Below are 15870 nucleotides of genomic sequence, written 5' to 3' on the forward strand. Positions count from 1 at the left end.
GCGGGCTTGCCATAGGGAGCCCGTCAGGTTTTAGAACTCCAGGGTACTGGACACCGACACCTGCCGCGCATCGCCCATGGACACAAACAACCGGCTGGCCGCAGAGGTGTAGTAAACGCGGTCGAACAGGTTCTTCACGTTGACCTGGAACTTGACCTTCTGCCCGTCGATCTTGGTGTCGTAGGTGGCGAAGGCGTCCGCCACGGTGTAGCCCGGCAGGTTGAAGTCGTTGGCGGCGTCGCCTGCGCGCTCGCCGACATACCGCGCACCGGTGCCCACACGCAACTGATCGCCGCCGAAAATGTTGCCGAAGTCGTAGGCCACCGACAACGAGCCGGTGTGCTTGGCCACGTTTTGCAGGCGGTTGCCTTCAAGCGTCGGGTCGTTGTCCTTGATGTCTTCGGCGTCGGTATAGGCGTAGCTGCCGATCAGGCTCCACTGGTCGGTCAACTGGCCGGTGGCGTCCAGTTCCAGGCCACGGGAGCGTACCTGCCCCGCGATGCTGTAGATGGTGTTGGCACCGGAGCCCACCGACACCAGCACATTGCGCTTGTCGATATTGAACAACGCCGCACTGGCGGTGATGCGCCCCGGGATGTCGAGCTTGGCGCCCAGTTCCCAGGACTTGGACTCCTCAGGCGTGAGGTCGCCGGTCAGCGTGCTGCCATCGGCCAAGGCAGCGATGGTGGAGTTGGGTTTGAATGACTCGGTGTAGCTGCCATAGAACGACAACTCGTCGGTGTAGCGATACACCAGACCGGCACGTGGCACCCAGGCCTGGCCATTGCCGTTGGTGTTGGCCTTGAACGGCACGCCTTTGCCAGCGTACTGGTCATACATCTGATAGCGCGCCCCGGCCACGAAGATCCACTGGTCAGTCAGGTGAATCGCGTCCTGGAAGAACAGCGAATCGCTGCGCAGCAGGTCAGTCTGGGCGCTGTCGGCCGCACTGACGCTGGTGCCCGCGACTTCGTTGCCGTACACCGGGTTGTTGTAGTTGAAGGTGCCGCGCGAGTTCTGGCGAATCAGGTCGGCACGGTAGATCTTGCGGTACTCGTCGTCCAGGCCGAACACCAGGTCATGCTGCATGCCCAGCACATTGACCTTGCCTTCCAGGCTGGCTGTGGCGAAACGGTCAGTGGTGATCGCGCCCTTGGTACCGTCCATCTTGCGGGTTAGTGTGCCGTTGGTGTTTACCGCGCTGACGCGTACCTGGCTGGCGTCGTAGGTCTCACGGTTCCAGCTGTAGCCGAAATGGGCTTTCCAGTCGTCGTTCAAGTCGTGGTCGGCTTCAAAACGGTACAGGTCAGAACGCCCTTCCATGTTATTGAATGGCTCATCCAGACGGCGGGTGGCCGGGATGTCCAGCGGGTGGTTGGACTTGTCGATGGCCGTGCCGCGGTCGAACGGCGAGAGAAATTCGCGGTGTTCGTAGGCAAACAGCAGCTTGGTGGTATCGCCAAACCAGGCCAGAGACGGCGCCACCAGCGTCTCGCGGTGGGTGCCGAAATTGCGCCAGTAGTCTTCGTCTTCATGGTCGACGATCAGGCGATAGGCCAAGCCCGAATCACCAATCGGACCGGTGGTGTCGAGGTTGCCGCCGCTGCCGTTCTTGCCATCTCCGAAGGTCGAGCCGCGCACGGTCAGGGACGTAGCCTGGGTCAGTTGCGGCTTTTTGCTGACGATATTGACCACGCCGCCCGGGTCCTGGATGCCATACAGCAGCGACGACGGGCCCTTGAGCACTTCGACCCGTTCTGCGGTTGAGTTCAATGCGCGCCCCTGCACCACCGGCATGCCATCGCGCATGATCGAGCCGTTACGGTTGTCGCCAAAGCCGCGCAGCATCACCGCGTCCTGGGTGCTGGCCAAGGTGTTGGCCTGGGTGATGCCGCTGACGTTGGCCAGGGCATCATCCAGGTTGCGCGGGGTCTGGTCGCGCAGCACTTGGGCGGGTACCACGTTGACGGTTTGCGGGGTTTCCAGCAACAAAGCACGGGAGCGCATCACCGAACTGGTGGGCGGGGGCTGGTAGCTGGTGCTGTCCTCGGTTTGGCCGACACCGCTGATGGTGGTGGCGCCGAGGTTCAGCGCGCCATCGGTGGGCATCGGTTCCAGGGCCAGGGTGCGGGCGTCGATCTGGCGGAAGGTAAAGCCGCTGTTCGCCAGCAAGCGTTGCAGGGCCTGGGTCGCACTCATTTGCCCGCTGACCGCCGGGGCACTGAGGCCATAGGGCGCCTCATCGGTGTAGATCACGCTGATCCCGGTGACCCGGCTGAAATCACTCAACGCCTGAGGCAGCGGCTTGGCAGCCTGGGCAAAGGTGAACTGGGCGCTTTGCTGCTCCTGCGCCTGCGCCACGCTGAGGGGCAGCAACGCCAACCCCGACACCGCCAATACCGAGGCTCCCAGCCACTGTTTAACCCAACCGCCCGCCGTCGACTTCATGCTGTAGGAACCCGTGTAGAAAACGCTGTTAATGCGAATAGATCGCAGTTTCAAGCACTACACGGATGGGCTGACGGTTTACCTCACCTTTATTTGCAAATATTTTTATTTATTGCGCCTGAATGCAAAAACCCAAGCGTGGGAAATGCACATGCACGGTGCCGGCGCGCTCATCGGTACGGCGCAGGATCAGCTCTTCGCGCCCGGCAAACAGCAGCTCACCGGCCACGGGGTCGGTGCCGTAGTCAGTGGCCGAGATGGTCACCTGCTGGCCGGCCCTGAAGCCGTTCAAGTCCTCGAAAACCTCATCAGGCAGCGCAGCGGGCGTTGCGTTACGCGCCACCTCCAGCGCTTGCTCGGCGCTGATCTCACTGGCAGTGCCATGGCCAAAGCTCAGCACCCGGTCCAACCACGCCGCGACAGCGGGATACGCATCCACCAACGGCGCAGTCACCGACGAGCCTTTGAGGAACCACAGCGGATGGGCCAGGGCAAAGTCGGCAATCGACGGTTCACCGAACAGGAAGTCCCCCGGGGCATGCTGCAATTGTTGATCGATGCGGCTGACGATCGCCGGCCATTGATGCCTGGCCTGGTCCAGTTGCACGCGGGCGGCGGTGCCACCGCTGAACAATTTGCTGCGGTCAGCCACCAGCACCTGGAGCATTTGCGGCGGCACCTGGGCAAATTTGACCGCCAGGGATTCCGGCTGGAACACCAGCGCCACGGTTTGGGAAAACACCACCGAGTCGGCCCAGGCGGCGAAGCCTTGGGTAACCAGTTCCAGGCCTTGGGGGAACAGCGCCGGGGCGGACTTTTCCTGCTCCAGGCGTCGGGCGATCAAGGCGGTGTCACAGTAGATGTCGGCACCGACCTGCAGCACCGGCGTCTTGCGATAGCCGCCGGTCAGGGCCGTAAGGTCAGGCTTGGGCATCACCGGCGAGATGCGCACGGAGTGCCAGGACAAGCCCTTGAAGCCCAGCATCAGGCGGGCTTTTTCAGCAAAAGGGGACTGCGGGTAATGGTGGAGAATCAACTCAGACATGCCAGGCTCCGCTCGATAGGTGAGCGGCTAGCTTAGCCCGCCAAACCGCATGTGGGCACTATGGGACCCTATCAGTCAGATCAATGAACCACTGGCTGCCAGGCATTCCTTGGCGCTCTTCTTGAGTTTCTTGATCAGCCGCTCCTGGCGCAGCGCCTCGCCCTTGCTCGCGCATTGCTCGGTGTACACCAACGCCACTGCGGGGCTGGATAAAAAGAACCGCGCGCCCTTGCCACGTTGATGGGAGGCAAAGCGGCGCACCGGGTCATTGCTGATGCCGCAATACAAGGAGCCATTGGCGGCGCGCACCAGGTAGACGAACCAGGGTTTGGATTCAGGAAGGTCAGTCACAGGTCAATTCGGCAAACCAGGGGGATGCCAAGTTTATCAACGACCGGCCTGAAATGCCTTCAGGCCTTTGCGCGCCTGGGCACGCACGGCGTTTTTCAGCGCCGGCGACCAACCCAGCAGCAGCCCCTTCAAGCCCAGTGCCTGGCGCGACCAGCGCCACAGATCGAAGTGGTCGTGGTGTTCGCAGATCTTGCCATCGCGAAACACAAACCGCGCACCGATGTCGTTGACTACCGTGTTACCGGTGGCGCTGAACAAATAGGTCGCGACCCAATGCGCGCTGCCGGTAGTTTCATCGCTGCGCACATGGTCGAACGTCAGGGAGAAATCCTTGGCCCGCGTGGTGAGCATGCGCCACATATCGCCGGCGTCGCGGCCGCGCAGTTCACCGAACGCCGGGTCGCTGAACAGCACATCGTCGGTGTAGCAGGCCGCCATGGCCTCGGCGTCCAGCCGTTGGAAAGCGCTGTAGAACTCGGTGATCAGGGCGTTGTGTGCGTCGCTCATGGGCAGGTTCCAAACCAGGGGGTTGTAAGCCGTCAAAGATAGTCTGCGCGCGGGCAAAACTCTATCGGCATTCACAGTGGCAATGCCCGGACAAACCCTAGGGCACCATGCCGCAGCTGCGCGCGTAGGCAAACAGGTCCACATCGGTGGAAATGCACAGCCGGCTCATGGCGGTACTTTTTTGCTTACTGATCGTGGAAATACTGCGATTGACCCGTGCCGCAATCTGGCTGACGGTCATGCCGCTGGCCAGCATCCTCACCACCTCCCGCTCCTTATCGGACAACTGCGGCTGTTGCGACTGGTCGCCGGTGCCTGCCTCCACCAGTTGCGCCCGCAGGCACTCACTGGCAAACGTCTCGCCCTTGACCACCGCGTTGATCGCAATGGGCAACTCCCGGGCCGAAGCGCTCTTGGCGACAATCGCCCGCGCCCCGTGGGCAAACGACGCACGCAGCGTTGCCACGTTGGCAAACATGGTCACCAGGATCACCGGCAATGCCGGGTACTGGCGGCGCAACAGGCCCAGTAATCCATACCCGTCGGCCTGCTGCCCCCCCGGCATGGCGAAGTCAGTCACCAGGACATCACAGGCCACCGTGCTCAATAACCGCAGTAACTCATCGGGGCCATCGGCCTCGCCGACCACTTTGCACCTGCCGCCCGCCTCAATCACCACGCGCTGACCGATGCGCACAATGGGGTGATCGTCGGCAATAATTACACGAAGCATAAAGACCCACGAATGATGGCAATTGGAATTGGCGCAAAAATACCTTTGTCCTCAAGCCTCAACAACCACCCGAGGCGGCCTGTTCAGCACCGCGCCCAGTAATTGATAGCCAACAAATTTATACCTACAAAACAAAAAGAAATTACCTACATCCAAAACCTCCAATTCAATGGAAAAACATCCTACAAACCTCTCCATTCAAAGGGTTTACAACCGACTCAAATAATCAATATACACCCGCAAATTACGCTGAAACGCCTGCAACTGCGGGGCAGTTTCCACCACCCCAAGGGCTTGGACCCGAGCAATCAATTGCTCGCCGCCACGCTCCAGGTCGACGCCACCGACGAACGCCAGGCTGCCCACCAGACGATGCAGTCGCTCCACCACCAGGGGCACATCGGCACTGGCCCGCGCCTGGTCCAGCAAGGCATTGTCCTCCCGGGCTTCATTCATCAGGCTGACCAGTATCCGGCTCACCAGCTCATCACTGCCGAAAATTTCGATCAGTCTGGCGCGAGTCGGCCACGTAATCCCCGCCGCATCATGAACCGGCTCTGCCACCCAGGGCGGCGGGGGCGAGGGTGCCAACTTCAGGACAGGTACTTGATCGAAAAATACCTTTGTCACCATGGTCACCTCATTGCGCTTACAGTGATTGTTCAGCCCGTGAGTTCATCGAAACTCCAAGGCACTCACAGACTGTCTACAAGCAACCATGAATATCCCTCTGGGTATAAAAATGACGATACAACAACTACGAAAAACCCAACTTTCTTACATAACAAGAACATAAATTCTGACGTTCTCAAGCCCAAATACTTGTCACCTCGATTGTCGTAATAGTTGTATTTCCCCCGCCCCACCCCCCGGCTAAATTGCCGCCACTCCGCAAAGACGGAACGGGCTCGCGATCTTCAGCGATCCCAGCCAAATACAACCTGCCGCCTTGCTCGCCGCCCTTACAGAAAGGCCGGATGATGCCGGGCGCGCTTCTATCAGCCAGCCCTGTAGTGGAACGTATTGAAATGAGCAAGTCCCTGACGCTGTCGAGCATCGCCCTTTTACTCGCCAGTGCTGCACCCGCCTTTGCTGCCAGCAACGTCGACCTGACCGTCAAAGGCCTGATCACCCCGAATGCCTGCACCCCGACGGTCTCGGCCGGCGGCATGGTGGATCACGGAAAAATGGCCTCCAAGGACCTGGTCCAGAACAACCCGACGTCATTGCCCCGAGTGACGCTGCAGTTGAGCATCGCCTGCGATGCAAGCATTCCCTTCGCGATCAAGCCCATCGATAACCGCAGCGGCACCTCTACCGGCACCATGGACTTCGGCCTGGGCCTGATCAACGGCAACAAGCGACTGGGCCGGTTTTACCTGACCCCCTTGAACATGCGCGCCGACGGCGTCAGTGCCCAGCCGATTGCCTCCAGTGACGGCGGCCGCACCTGGTACGGCGAACGTAACTGGGAACTGCAAACCCTATGGGGTGCCGGGGCCGCGGATGACGCCACCACACTGCTGCCGATCAAAAACCTGGTGATGGACCTGGGCGTCAATACCAGCATCGCCCGTGCAGACCAGTTCGATTTCAGTGACGAGGCGCCCATCGACGGCTCCGCGACCCTGGAAGTGATGTACCTGTAACTCCCACCCCGTTCACACGGAAGGTTCCAGCCATGCACGTTTTCAACGCAATCCCGTTGGCAGTGTTGTTACTCGCGGCCTCGCCGTTGGCACTGGCCGCCAGCACCACCGACCTCGCCGTCAAAGGCACCATCACCCCGAGTGCCTGTGCGCCGCTGATTTCCGGCGGTGGCACGGTGGACTTCGGAAAAATGGCAGCCAAGGATCTCGAGGCCGAGCAGTACACCTCACTGCCCCACCAAACCATGCAGTTGAGTGTGCGCTGTGAGGCGCCGACCTTCTTCACCCTGAGCACCATCGACAACCGCGCCGGTTCCTCGGCCAACCACGCCAACTGGCATGGCCTGGGCATGACATCGGACGGTGAAAAACTTGGCGGCGCCGCCTTCCACCTATATGCCCCAGTGGCGGACGGCGTCGCTGCACGCGCCATTACGTCTGTCGATGGCGGCGTTACATGGCTGCCCACCAGCATGCTCACCCACTCCACGCTGACGGCAATCGCCAGGGGCAACCAACTCGTGCCCATTGCGGTGCAGGACTTCGATGCCGAAATCCGCCTGTTCACCCACATCGCCCCCGCCAACGGCCTGACCCTGACCGACGAAGTCCCCGTCGACGGGCACGCCACGGTCCAAGTCAACTACCTGTAATGCGCCACTCAGACTCAATCGAAAGGAACTCGTCGCCCATGAAGCCCCTGTTTACCGTACTCGCCACCGGCCTGATGCTGCTCGGTTCTGCCACCAGCTACGCCGCGTCCACCGTCGACCTGACCGTCAAGGGACTGATCGTACCGAGCGCCTGCACCCCCGTGCTGTCCAGCGGGGGCGTGATCGACCACGGCAAGATTTCCGCCAAGGACCTGAACATAAACAACCCAACGCATATCGGGACCCACACCTTGACCATGGTCGTCAGCTGCGACAGCGCGATCAGCTTTGCCCTGCACTCGGTCGACAACCGGGCTGGTTCGTCCATCACCCCTTCCTACTACGGCCTGGGCTTGATCAACGGCAACCAGAAGCTCGGCTGGTTTGGCCTGACACTCGACAACCCGGTCGCCGACAGTGTCGCAGTGCAGTCAATAGCGTCCTTCAACGGACGGGACAATTGGTACCGCGAAAAATTCTGGGACCCGGGCCTGTACATGTCGGTGGCCAGCATGGCCGACGACACTCAACCGGTACCGGTCAAGGACTTGTCGTTGGACGTAATGGTTGAAACCTACATCGCCCGCACCGACGGCCTGGACCTGAGCAACGAGGTCACCCTCGACGGCTCGGCCACCCTGGAAGTGAAGTACCTGTAACACCCTGAGCGCCCATGCCTGGCAATCCCTCACGGGCATGGGCGTTGTTTTTGTACCGCCCGTATTCAACTCGACCCGTGGCGCTCCCCATGAACACGCTCACTCAACGCTTGGCTGTATTGCTCTTGCTGACGATTATCCCTGCGGTGTTCGCCGCATCCTTCGTCGACCTTACGGTGACCGGGCGGCTAACGCCGGACGCCTGTCACGTCATGCTCTCAGACGAAGGCACGGTCGATCACGGAAAAATCCCCTCGCACAGCTTGAATGCCAACAAATTCACGGTGCTGCCCAGCCAGTTGCTGCAACTGAATGTGCAATGCAGCAGGCCGATGCTGTTTGCCCTGGTGGGGCTCGACAACCGTGCCGAGTCGTCACTGGCCCCCGGTTTTTTCTATGGCCTGGGCAGGAACATTCATGTGCCGGCCGAGCGCCTGGGATCCGTAGCCTTGTCCTACCGCAACCCCATCGGTGATGCGCAGCCCATGCAGGTGCTGGCCTCCAGTGACAACGGTGAAACCTGGTCGCCGGAACCGAATGCCTACCCCAAGTCCTATGTGGGCTTTGCGCCTCCCGGTGATCGCCAGCCCGACTTCATCGGTCAGTTGAGCACCCAACTGCGCATCGACACCTCCATCAATTTCGCCGAGTACCTGACCCTGAATCAGGAGGTACCGCTGGACGGCTCCATCGTGCTGGACCTGCGCTACCTCTGACCTCTTCACGCTGCCCCAATGGAAAACCCCGTCATGCTGACGACATCGTTCAAACCCTCCACCTGCCTGCTTGCCCTGACCCTGCTGTTTGGCACAGGCGCGCAGGCCGACGGCATGATCCCGGACACCTCCGTGGTCATCGTCTACGAAGCCGAAGGGGAGGCGGCCGTTTCGGTCACTAACACCGACGCCCAACTGGCCCTGCTGCACGTCACCCTGGAAGACATTCCCGAAGACCGCGAGCCGTTGCTGGTGGTGACCCCGCCCCTGTCGCGGGTGGAAGCGTCCAAATCACAACTGGTGCGGTTCATCCTGCAACGCCAGCAACCACTGCAAACACAGCGGCTCAAGCGCGCGATCTTCGAAGGCATGCCCCAGGGCCGTCCCGCCACCGAAGCCGGGCATGCCCGGGTGGGCGTGACCGTGCGCCAGAACCTGCCGGTGATCATTCATCCCAAGGGCCTGGCGCTTAATCGCACGCCCTGGACGCGCCTGACCTGGTCACAACACGGCAGCACTTTGCAGGTACGCAACGACAGCCCGTATGTGGTGCGCCTGGCCCAGGAGCTGCGCCTGCTGCCTGGCGACGGCAAGGCCATGCTGCCGCGCACCTACGTGTTGCCGGGGGAAACCTTGAGCGTACCCGCCACCGGTGGCGCCGCCACTAAAGTGCGACTGCAACCGGCCACGGTGTATGGCTTTGCCGTGGCCGCCTACGAAGCCCCCCTCACCTGACCAACGCCTGCATCACGAAGTGACGGCGCCAAGACCGTCACCGGGGCGCGCAGACGCCCATCATTCGAGTGCCTTTCGTGAAAACAGTATTGAGCTACCGTGACGGCGATGCCGTGCCCGACATACCCGCCCGCAGCGCCTTCCCAGCGCTGTTGCTGGCGTGCACCCTGCTGCCCGCCGAAGCCTGGGCCCAAGAACGCACCAGCTTCGATGCGACCACCCTGCACCAACGCGGCATAGACCCGCAGTTGGCCAGCCTGCTGCTGGACGCACCGCGCTTTGCCGCTGGCCGGCACGCGGTGAGCCTGCGGGTCAACGGCCAGCCCAGGGGGCGCTTGGAAGTCGGTTTCGATCAACACGGCCAACTCTGCTTTGACCAGGCCCTGCTGGACGCCGCCAACCTAAGGGTGCCCGGCGACAGCGGTCCCTGCCATGACCTGTTCGCGCAGTACCCCCAAAGCCTGGTGGAGCAGGACCCGGCCAGCCTCACCGTATCGCTGGTGGTGCCCAGCGAAGCGCTGCGACCGCTGCAACAGGACATCTCCGGCTATCAAACCGGTGGTGTCGCCGCCCTGCTCAATTACGACCTCACGGGTTTCTATAACCGTTTCAGCGATGACGACAGCCGCTTTGGCTCGGCGAATACCGAGGTGGGCTTCAACGCGGGCGACTGGATCGTGCGCAGCCGCCAGGTACAGACCTGGCAGGATGGCCTGTCGCGCAGCACCCACCTTGAGGCGTATGCCCAACGCACCTTTGCCAGCCATCAGGCAGTCCTGCAAGCCGGGCAGATCAATCTCTACAACCCGGTGTTGTCGGGTGCACAGATCACCGGGATGCAGGTACTGACCGAACAGGCACTTCAAGAGCAAGGCCAGGGCGCGACCATCGACGGTATCGCCAACAGCCCGGCCCAGGTCGAGGTGCGGCAGAACGGCGCGTTGATTCACTCCACCGTGGTGCCGGCCGGGCCGTTTTCCCTGACGGATGTGCGGCGCCTGAACTCACGCTCGGACGTCGAAGTCACGGTCAAGGAAAGCAGCGGCGGCGAGCGCCGTTTCACCGTTCCCGCCGCCATGCTCGGCCTCGGGCTCGCGGCGCCGGGGTACTCGGTGGCAGCGGGCCGCGTGCGCACTATCGGCGATGCCCAGGGTGACGATCCTTGGGTGGTCAGCGCAGGCTGGACCGGCGCCGTGCACCCGCAACTGTCCTTGGGCAGCGGGGTGCTGGCGTCCAGCGAATACCGTGCGGCGGGCGTGAGCCTGGGGTGGCTGCCATGGCTGGACAGTCAGGTGCAGTTGACCACTCAGCTTGCCGATACCCAGGCACGGCACAAGGTGCGTGGTGTGCAGACCGACCTGGGATGGTCTCAGCGCCTGAATGACCAATGGTCATTCAGCGTCGCCAACTCCTGGCGCACATCCGGCTATCGGGAACTGGAAGAAGCCACTTACGAAGCCGAAATCACTCAGCAACGGCGCTCACGTTATCGCGATCAACAAAGCGCCACGGTCGGTTGGTCGCACCCGTGGCTGGGGGCATTCAGTGCCGGGCTGTCGCGCTCCAGCAGCTTTGATGGCGACAGCAGCAGCCGAGGCCTGGCGGCGTGGGGCACCAGCGTCGGTGGCGTGTCGTTGTCGGCCAGTGCCGAATGGCAGATAGGCGGGCGCCAGCAACAGGACAACGCGGTGTACCTGAATGTCAGCCTGCCCCTGGGCGAAAGTCGTCGCGTGCGCGCCTGGGTGCGTAACTCGGGCGGCGAACATCGCACCGGCCTGGGGCTGAACGAACAGATCGATGATCAATTGAGCTATCGCGTCAGCGCCGAACACGACACCCGCGACCAACAGGTGGAAACCACCCTCGGGCTCTCGGCCCTGCCGCGCTACAGCCAACTCGACGTCAGCTACAGCCGCTCCGATGCCGAGCGATCGAGCTATCAAGGCAGTGCCCGGGGTGGCGTGGTGGTGCATGGCGACGGAGTGACCTTCTCGCCCTACCCGGTGCGCGACACCTTCGCCGTGGTCTCGGTGGGCGATATGGGCGGCATCAAGTTGAGCACCCCCAGCGGCCCGGTGTGGACCGACTGGCAAGGCCAGGCCGTGGTGCCCCAAGTGAACGCCTATGGCCGCAGCCCGGTGGAAGTGCAGACCCGCTCGCTGCCGCGCAATGCCGATATCAACAACGGCCTGGCAATGATCTCGGCCGGGCGTGGCGCGGTGGACCGGGTCGAGTTCGGGGTGACGTTGACTCGCCGAGTGTTGCTCACCGCACGTACCGAACAAGGCGTACTGCTGCCCCGTGGCGCCTCCGTCAGCACCGCCGACGGCGAGTTCGTGACCCTGGTGCAGGACGGCGGCCAGGTGTTCCTGCCCAATGTGCTGGAGCAATCCGCACTGTGGGTCAGCGCGCCCGGCATGACGCGCTGCCGGTTGCACTTCGAGGTGCCGGCCAAAGGCGATCCCCAGGTGTATTTCGAAACCGCGCCCGCGCGCTGCAACCCCCTATGAGGACGATCACCATGCCCCTTTTCCGCGCCCCCTGGCTGACGGCTGCATTGATGAGCATCGGCCTCGTCGCTAACGTGTGGGCCGACGACGAGTGCCGGTTGAACATCAGCGAGCCGGTACTCGACTTCGGCCTGATGAAGCGCCTTGCACAACACGACGCCGCGCCACAGCGTCTGCTCGGCGAACGCCGCTTGAGCCTGAACCTCAACTGCCCGCAACCGGCGGACATGAGTGTGTTCTATCGCGCCCTCGCGGCCAGTGCCCAACGCCTGCAATTTACCGAGCACGGCACCTACGCTCTGCAGGTCAGCGACGGCGTGCTGGACGGCCAGGCGGTGGAGCTGGGCTTGCTGCCGGCGGCCGGCCAGGCACCGGCCGCGGTCGGTACGACGTTGAGCTGGCTGCCAGGCCACGGCGTGGCCCCCGTGCAAGGCACCCGCGTCGTACAGGGCAAGCACTTCGCGCTGCACGTGAGCCTCAGCGCCTGGGCCGACGTCGCCGCGACCCGGGTGCGCGAGGCGACCACCTGGGAAGTGTCCGGGACGTTCGATACCCGCCAGGGCGACCGCTCGCGGGAACTCACCTTGCGCGCCCACTTCGCCCCCATCGCGTGCACACCGCAGTTGTCCAACGGCGGGCTGGTGGATTACGGCACGCTGCTGGCCAAGGACCTCAATACCAGCAATGAAACCCCGCTGCCGACCCGCACCTTGCAACTCTCCGTGAGTTGCGACGCGGCGACGTCTTTCGCGCTGAAGATGCATGACAACCGCAAAGGCTCGGCCACCGGCGGTATCGATGAAACCGCCTACGGCCTGGATCTGGACGGCAGCCAGAACAAGATTGGGCGCTTCTACTTGAACATCGACCCGGCCGAGTTCAGCGCCGACGCCCTCGGCACCCTGTATCGCACCGACTCCACCAGTGGCGGGGCGGCGTGGAGCAGTTCCAGTGCCCGGCAGATCCCCATCGCCGCCAACAGCCTGATGGGGTTTACCGATAGCGTCGGCAATACCCGTGGGCCGGTGCCGATCCAGCACCTCGTCGGTACGGTGCGCATCAAGGCCTACCTGGCCCCGACCCAATCACTGGACCTGCGCAACGTGGTGTACATCAACGGTTCGGGCACCCTTGAAATCATCTACCCCTGACCTCTGGAGCTCCCCCTATGAACACGTATTGCACTGTCGTTTGCGCCCTGACGGTACTCACCACAGCCCCCCACACCCTGGCCGCCTCCAGCGTGGACCTGAGTGTCAAAGGCCGGCTGACGCCCACCGCCTGCACCCCCCTGCTGTCGAGCAACGGACTGATCGACTACGGCAAGATTTCCCAGCAGGACCTCAACGTCGAAAAGGGCACTCGATTACCGGTCAAGCACCTGCAAGTCAGTATCGGCTGTAACGCGCCGAACCGCTTTGCCCTGCGCATGCGTGACAACCGCGACGGCACGGCCACGGTCAACAGCGAGATTTACTACGGGCTGGGGCTGGACAACAGTGGCAACCGTATTGGCCTGTATTCCCTGAGTTTCGACCCTCGCCAGACCCAGGTAGACAGCCTCGCGACCGCCTACGGTACCGAATCCACCACCGGCGGCCTGGCCTGGCGCACCGCCAACCTCAACCCGATCGACATCGGCGCCAACAGTTACCTGGGGTTCACCGACACCCAAGGCAGTACCAGCGGACCTTCGGCGATCCAGGCGTTGACCAGCACCGTCAAGGTCGAGGCGGTGATCAACGCCAAGCAGAACCTGGACCTGAGCAGCGACACCTGGCTCGACGGCTCGGCAACCCTGGAAGTGCTGTACCTCTAGAGCCTTTCGCTGCTGACCTGCACATACAGCGCTCGCCCCGCGCCCAGCCCGGCGACGATCGCGCCCAGGCCGATCACCGCGAAAATCCAGCCGATGGCCGACCAACCGCCCGTCCAGTCGTGCACCAGGCCTACCGCCAATGGGCCTACGGACGCCAGCGTGTAACCAATGCCCTGGGCCATGCTCGACAGGTTGGCTGCCACATGGGAGTCGCGCGAGCGCAGCACGATCAAGGTCAGCGCCAGGCTGAACGTGCCGCCCTGGCCCAGGCCGAGCAGGATCGCCCAACCCCACAGTCCGTCCAGCGGCGCATACAGGCAACCGAACAGGCCGCCGAGGGTCAGCAGCATCACCACCACAATCGCCAGGCGCTGGTCTTTGCCACGGGTTGCGAGCCAGGGCGCTGCGAGGGAACTGAACAATTGCATGACGATGGAGCCGGACAATGCCAACCCGGCTTCGGTCGCGCTCAGGCCGCGGCCGATCAAAATCGACGGCAGCCAGCCAAACACGATGTACGACAGGGACGATTGCAAGCCCATGTACACGGTGACTTGCCAGGCCAACGGGTCACGCAACAGGCCCTTGACCCGGTAGGCGACCTGGTGGGCGCCGTGTTTCTGGCCGACCTGGGGTAACCAGAACAACGCTGCCACCAACGCCGGCAGCACCCAGAAACCCAGGCCAATGGTCCAGCGGTCGCCGAAGTAATGACTCAGCGGCACCGTGGCGCCCGCCGCCAACGCTGCGCCCAGGCACAGGGCCATGGTGTAGACACCGGTCATGGCGCCGGCTTGTCTGGCGAAATCACGCTTGATGATGCCCGGCAGCAATACGCCGATGATGCCGATGCTCGCACCGGCAATCAGGCTGCCGGCGAACAACCCCACTTCGCCAAACGAACTGCGCAGGATGATGCCGGCGGCCAGGGTCAGCAGGATTCCCAGCACCACCCGCTCGGCGCCAAAACGCCGGGCCAGGACCGGTGCCATTGGCGCGAACAAGCCGAGGCACAACACCGGCAAGGTGGTCAGCAAACCGGCCTGGGCCGCCGACAATCCCAGACTGCTGGAAACCTCGGCCAGCAACGGCGCCACGCTCGACAACGCCGGGCGCAGGTTCAAGGCCACCAGGATCAGGCCCAGCAGCAACAGCCAAGGGCGGCTTACCAGCGGGTGACTGGCTTGCACCACTTCGTCGTCGGCTTCGGCGTCAATCAACAGTTCTTCCAACTCGGTCGTGCGTTTGGTTTCAGGGTTCATTGATCAACTGCCGGCAAAGGGATTTGGCGCGTTCCGGGTCTTGGTGTTCCACGGCTTCGAGCAGGGCGATATGCAGGTCGAACACCGCCTGGCGGCGCGGCGAGATGTTCAGGGTCTGGCGCAACTGGGCGCCGACAATCGCGGAAAAATACTGGTACAGCTCGCTCAATGCCGGATTGTGCGCGGCATCCACCAGGCGTTTATGGAATACCAGGTCGGCGCTGATATAGGCCTCCAGGTCACCGTGGTACAGCACCGCGCTGGCCTTGAGTGCCTCATGCAAAGCGGTGAGGTCGGCTTCGGTACGACGCATCGCCGCAAGCCCGACGGCCTCCACTTCCAGGATCTGCCGCGTCTCCTGCGCCTGCTCCAGGCTGCAGTGGGATAACGCGCGCATAGCTCCCAGCGGGTCGGTCATCGAGCGCAGGTAACTGCCGTCGCCCTGGCGGATTTCAATCAACCCGGAAAACGCCAGTACGCGCATGGCCTCACGCACGGTATTGCGGCTGATGCCCAGCTCGGCGGACAGCTCCGGCTCGGTGGGCAAGCGTTCGCCGATGGCCCACTTGCCTTCGGTAATGCGCCAGCGCAACTGCTCCAGGGCCTGGTCCACCAGGGAGCGTTTGATCAGGGGGGCGATGTCTGTCATGGGATGCAGGCTTTCGTCCAATCATAGGATGAATTTTCCTACAGCCTATTCAGAGTTGCCCACAAAGGCAACGCACTAGGGTTCTTAGGCAGCAAAAGGAGCAGTATTTTCGATTGGTAAAATTACCCTTAGAG

General features: G+C 62.7%; 16 protein-coding genes. 8 read left to right on the forward strand and 8 right to left on the reverse strand.

Annotation, left to right across the window (positions count from 1 at the left end; translation table 11 throughout):
• Nucleotides 1-30 precede the first annotated feature (30 nt).
• The 6 genes from J1G35_RS00235 to J1G35_RS00260 all read right to left on the reverse strand — a co-directional run bounded on the left by J1G35_RS00235 (nt 31) and on the right by J1G35_RS00260 (nt 5714).
• On the reverse strand, nt 31-2448 hold the full coding sequence (locus J1G35_RS00235) for a TonB-dependent receptor (protein ID WP_223012873.1): 2418 nt from the start codon (nt 2446-2448) through the stop codon (nt 31-33).
• A 109-nt stretch (nt 2449-2557) separates the two neighbouring features.
• Nucleotides 2558-3493: a glutathione S-transferase family protein gene (locus tag J1G35_RS00240; protein ID WP_223012875.1), complete on the reverse strand. Its 936-nt coding sequence runs from the start codon at nt 3491-3493 to the stop codon at nt 2558-2560.
• Between the two features lie 75 nt (nt 3494-3568).
• Nucleotides 3569-3844, reverse strand: a complete 276-nt coding sequence (locus J1G35_RS00245) for a GIY-YIG nuclease family protein (RefSeq protein WP_053131273.1) — start codon at nt 3842-3844, stop codon at nt 3569-3571.
• Between the two features lie 36 nt (nt 3845-3880).
• On the reverse strand, nt 3881-4351 hold the full coding sequence (locus tag J1G35_RS00250) for a nuclear transport factor 2 family protein (protein WP_053131277.1): 471 nt from the start codon (nt 4349-4351) through the stop codon (nt 3881-3883).
• 97 nt (nt 4352-4448) lie between these two features.
• Nucleotides 4449-5084, reverse strand: coding sequence for a response regulator transcription factor (locus J1G35_RS00255; protein WP_053131280.1), 636 nt, complete (start codon nt 5082-5084; stop codon nt 4449-4451).
• A 207-nt stretch (nt 5085-5291) separates the two neighbouring features.
• Nucleotides 5292-5714, reverse strand: coding sequence for an Hpt domain-containing protein (locus tag J1G35_RS00260; protein ID WP_223012877.1), 423 nt, complete (start codon nt 5712-5714; stop codon nt 5292-5294).
• 398 nt (nt 5715-6112) lie between these two features.
• On the opposite strand from J1G35_RS00260, the gene J1G35_RS00265 reads away from it, so the two are divergent.
• The 8 genes from J1G35_RS00265 (at nt 6113) to J1G35_RS00300 (ending at nt 13825) form a co-directional block, all read left to right on the forward strand.
• The gene (locus tag J1G35_RS00265) at nt 6113-6733 is read left to right on the forward strand and encodes a DUF1120 domain-containing protein (RefSeq protein WP_223012879.1); all 621 of its coding nucleotides are present in this window, start codon (nt 6113-6115) and stop codon (nt 6731-6733) included.
• 32 nt (nt 6734-6765) lie between these two features.
• Nucleotides 6766-7386: a DUF1120 domain-containing protein gene (locus J1G35_RS00270; RefSeq protein ID WP_223012880.1), complete on the forward strand. Its 621-nt coding sequence runs from the start codon at nt 6766-6768 to the stop codon at nt 7384-7386.
• A 38-nt stretch (nt 7387-7424) separates the two neighbouring features.
• A complete protein-coding gene (locus J1G35_RS00275; RefSeq protein WP_053131295.1) occupies nt 7425-8045 on the forward strand; it encodes a DUF1120 domain-containing protein in 621 nt (206 codons plus the stop codon).
• An 89-nt stretch (nt 8046-8134) separates the two neighbouring features.
• Complete coding sequence (locus tag J1G35_RS00280) at nt 8135-8761, forward strand: DUF1120 domain-containing protein (protein WP_223012882.1); 627 nt, start codon at nt 8135-8137, stop codon at nt 8759-8761.
• A 33-nt stretch (nt 8762-8794) separates the two neighbouring features.
• Entirely contained in the window at nt 8795-9496 is a 702-nt protein-coding gene (locus J1G35_RS00285) for a fimbria/pilus chaperone family protein (RefSeq protein ID WP_053131301.1), read from the forward strand.
• A gap of 77 nt (nt 9497-9573) precedes the next feature.
• On the forward strand, nt 9574-12006 hold the full coding sequence (locus J1G35_RS00290) for a fimbria/pilus outer membrane usher protein (RefSeq protein WP_223012884.1): 2433 nt from the start codon (nt 9574-9576) through the stop codon (nt 12004-12006).
• A 50-nt stretch (nt 12007-12056) separates the two neighbouring features.
• Complete coding sequence (locus J1G35_RS00295; RefSeq protein WP_223013117.1) at nt 12057-13157, forward strand: DUF1120 domain-containing protein; 1101 nt, start codon at nt 12057-12059, stop codon at nt 13155-13157.
• 17 nt (nt 13158-13174) lie between these two features.
• Complete coding sequence (locus J1G35_RS00300) at nt 13175-13825, forward strand: DUF1120 domain-containing protein (protein WP_223012886.1); 651 nt, start codon at nt 13175-13177, stop codon at nt 13823-13825.
• Here the strand turns inward: J1G35_RS00300 and J1G35_RS00305 are convergent.
• Both J1G35_RS00305 and J1G35_RS00310 read right to left on the reverse strand, forming a co-directional pair.
• Nucleotides 13822-15087, reverse strand: coding sequence for a CynX/NimT family MFS transporter (locus J1G35_RS00305; RefSeq protein ID WP_223012888.1), 1266 nt, complete (start codon nt 15085-15087; stop codon nt 13822-13824). The two genes, J1G35_RS00300 and J1G35_RS00305, sit on opposite strands and share 4 nt — an antisense overlap.
• Nucleotides 15077-15736 carry a FadR/GntR family transcriptional regulator gene (locus tag J1G35_RS00310; RefSeq protein WP_053131924.1) on the reverse strand — a complete coding sequence of 220 codons (660 nt, stop codon included), beginning with the start codon at nt 15734-15736 and terminating at the stop codon, nt 15077-15079. Before J1G35_RS00310 ends, J1G35_RS00305 begins: the two co-directional genes overlap by 11 nt.
• Nucleotides 15737-15870 lie beyond the last annotated feature (134 nt).

Origin of the sequence: Pseudomonas sp. SH10-3B, from assembly GCF_019891415.1 — a bacterium.
In the GTDB taxonomy this organism is placed as follows: Bacteria; Pseudomonadota; Gammaproteobacteria; order Pseudomonadales; family Pseudomonadaceae; genus Aquipseudomonas.

Coding starts and splice junctions, on each gene's coding strand:
- J1G35_RS00275 (WP_053131295.1), top strand. CDS start 7,425: ATGAAGCCCCTGTTTACCGTACTCGCCACCGGCCTGATGCTGCTCGGT.
- J1G35_RS00310 (WP_053131924.1), bottom strand. CDS start 15,736: ATGACAGACATCGCCCCCCTGATCAAACGCTCCCTGGTGGACCAGGCC.
- J1G35_RS00265 (WP_223012879.1), top strand. CDS start 6,113: ATGAGCAAGTCCCTGACGCTGTCGAGCATCGCCCTTTTACTCGCCAGT.
- J1G35_RS00250 (WP_053131277.1), bottom strand. CDS start 4,351: ATGAGCGACGCACACAACGCCCTGATCACCGAGTTCTACAGCGCTTTC.
- J1G35_RS00240 (WP_223012875.1), bottom strand. CDS start 3,493: ATGTCTGAGTTGATTCTCCACCATTACCCGCAGTCCCCTTTTGCTGAA.
- J1G35_RS00235 (WP_223012873.1), bottom strand. CDS start 2,448: ATGAAGTCGACGGCGGGCGGTTGGGTTAAACAGTGGCTGGGAGCCTCG.
- J1G35_RS00285 (WP_053131301.1), top strand. CDS start 8,795: ATGCTGACGACATCGTTCAAACCCTCCACCTGCCTGCTTGCCCTGACC.
- J1G35_RS00280 (WP_223012882.1), top strand. CDS start 8,135: ATGAACACGCTCACTCAACGCTTGGCTGTATTGCTCTTGCTGACGATT.
- J1G35_RS00305 (WP_223012888.1), bottom strand. CDS start 15,087: ATGAACCCTGAAACCAAACGCACGACCGAGTTGGAAGAACTGTTGATT.
- J1G35_RS00295 (WP_223013117.1), top strand. CDS start 12,057: ATGAGCATCGGCCTCGTCGCTAACGTGTGGGCCGACGACGAGTGCCGG.
- J1G35_RS00255 (WP_053131280.1), bottom strand. CDS start 5,084: ATGCTTCGTGTAATTATTGCCGACGATCACCCCATTGTGCGCATCGGT.
- J1G35_RS00300 (WP_223012886.1), top strand. CDS start 13,175: ATGAACACGTATTGCACTGTCGTTTGCGCCCTGACGGTACTCACCACA.
- J1G35_RS00270 (WP_223012880.1), top strand. CDS start 6,766: ATGCACGTTTTCAACGCAATCCCGTTGGCAGTGTTGTTACTCGCGGCC.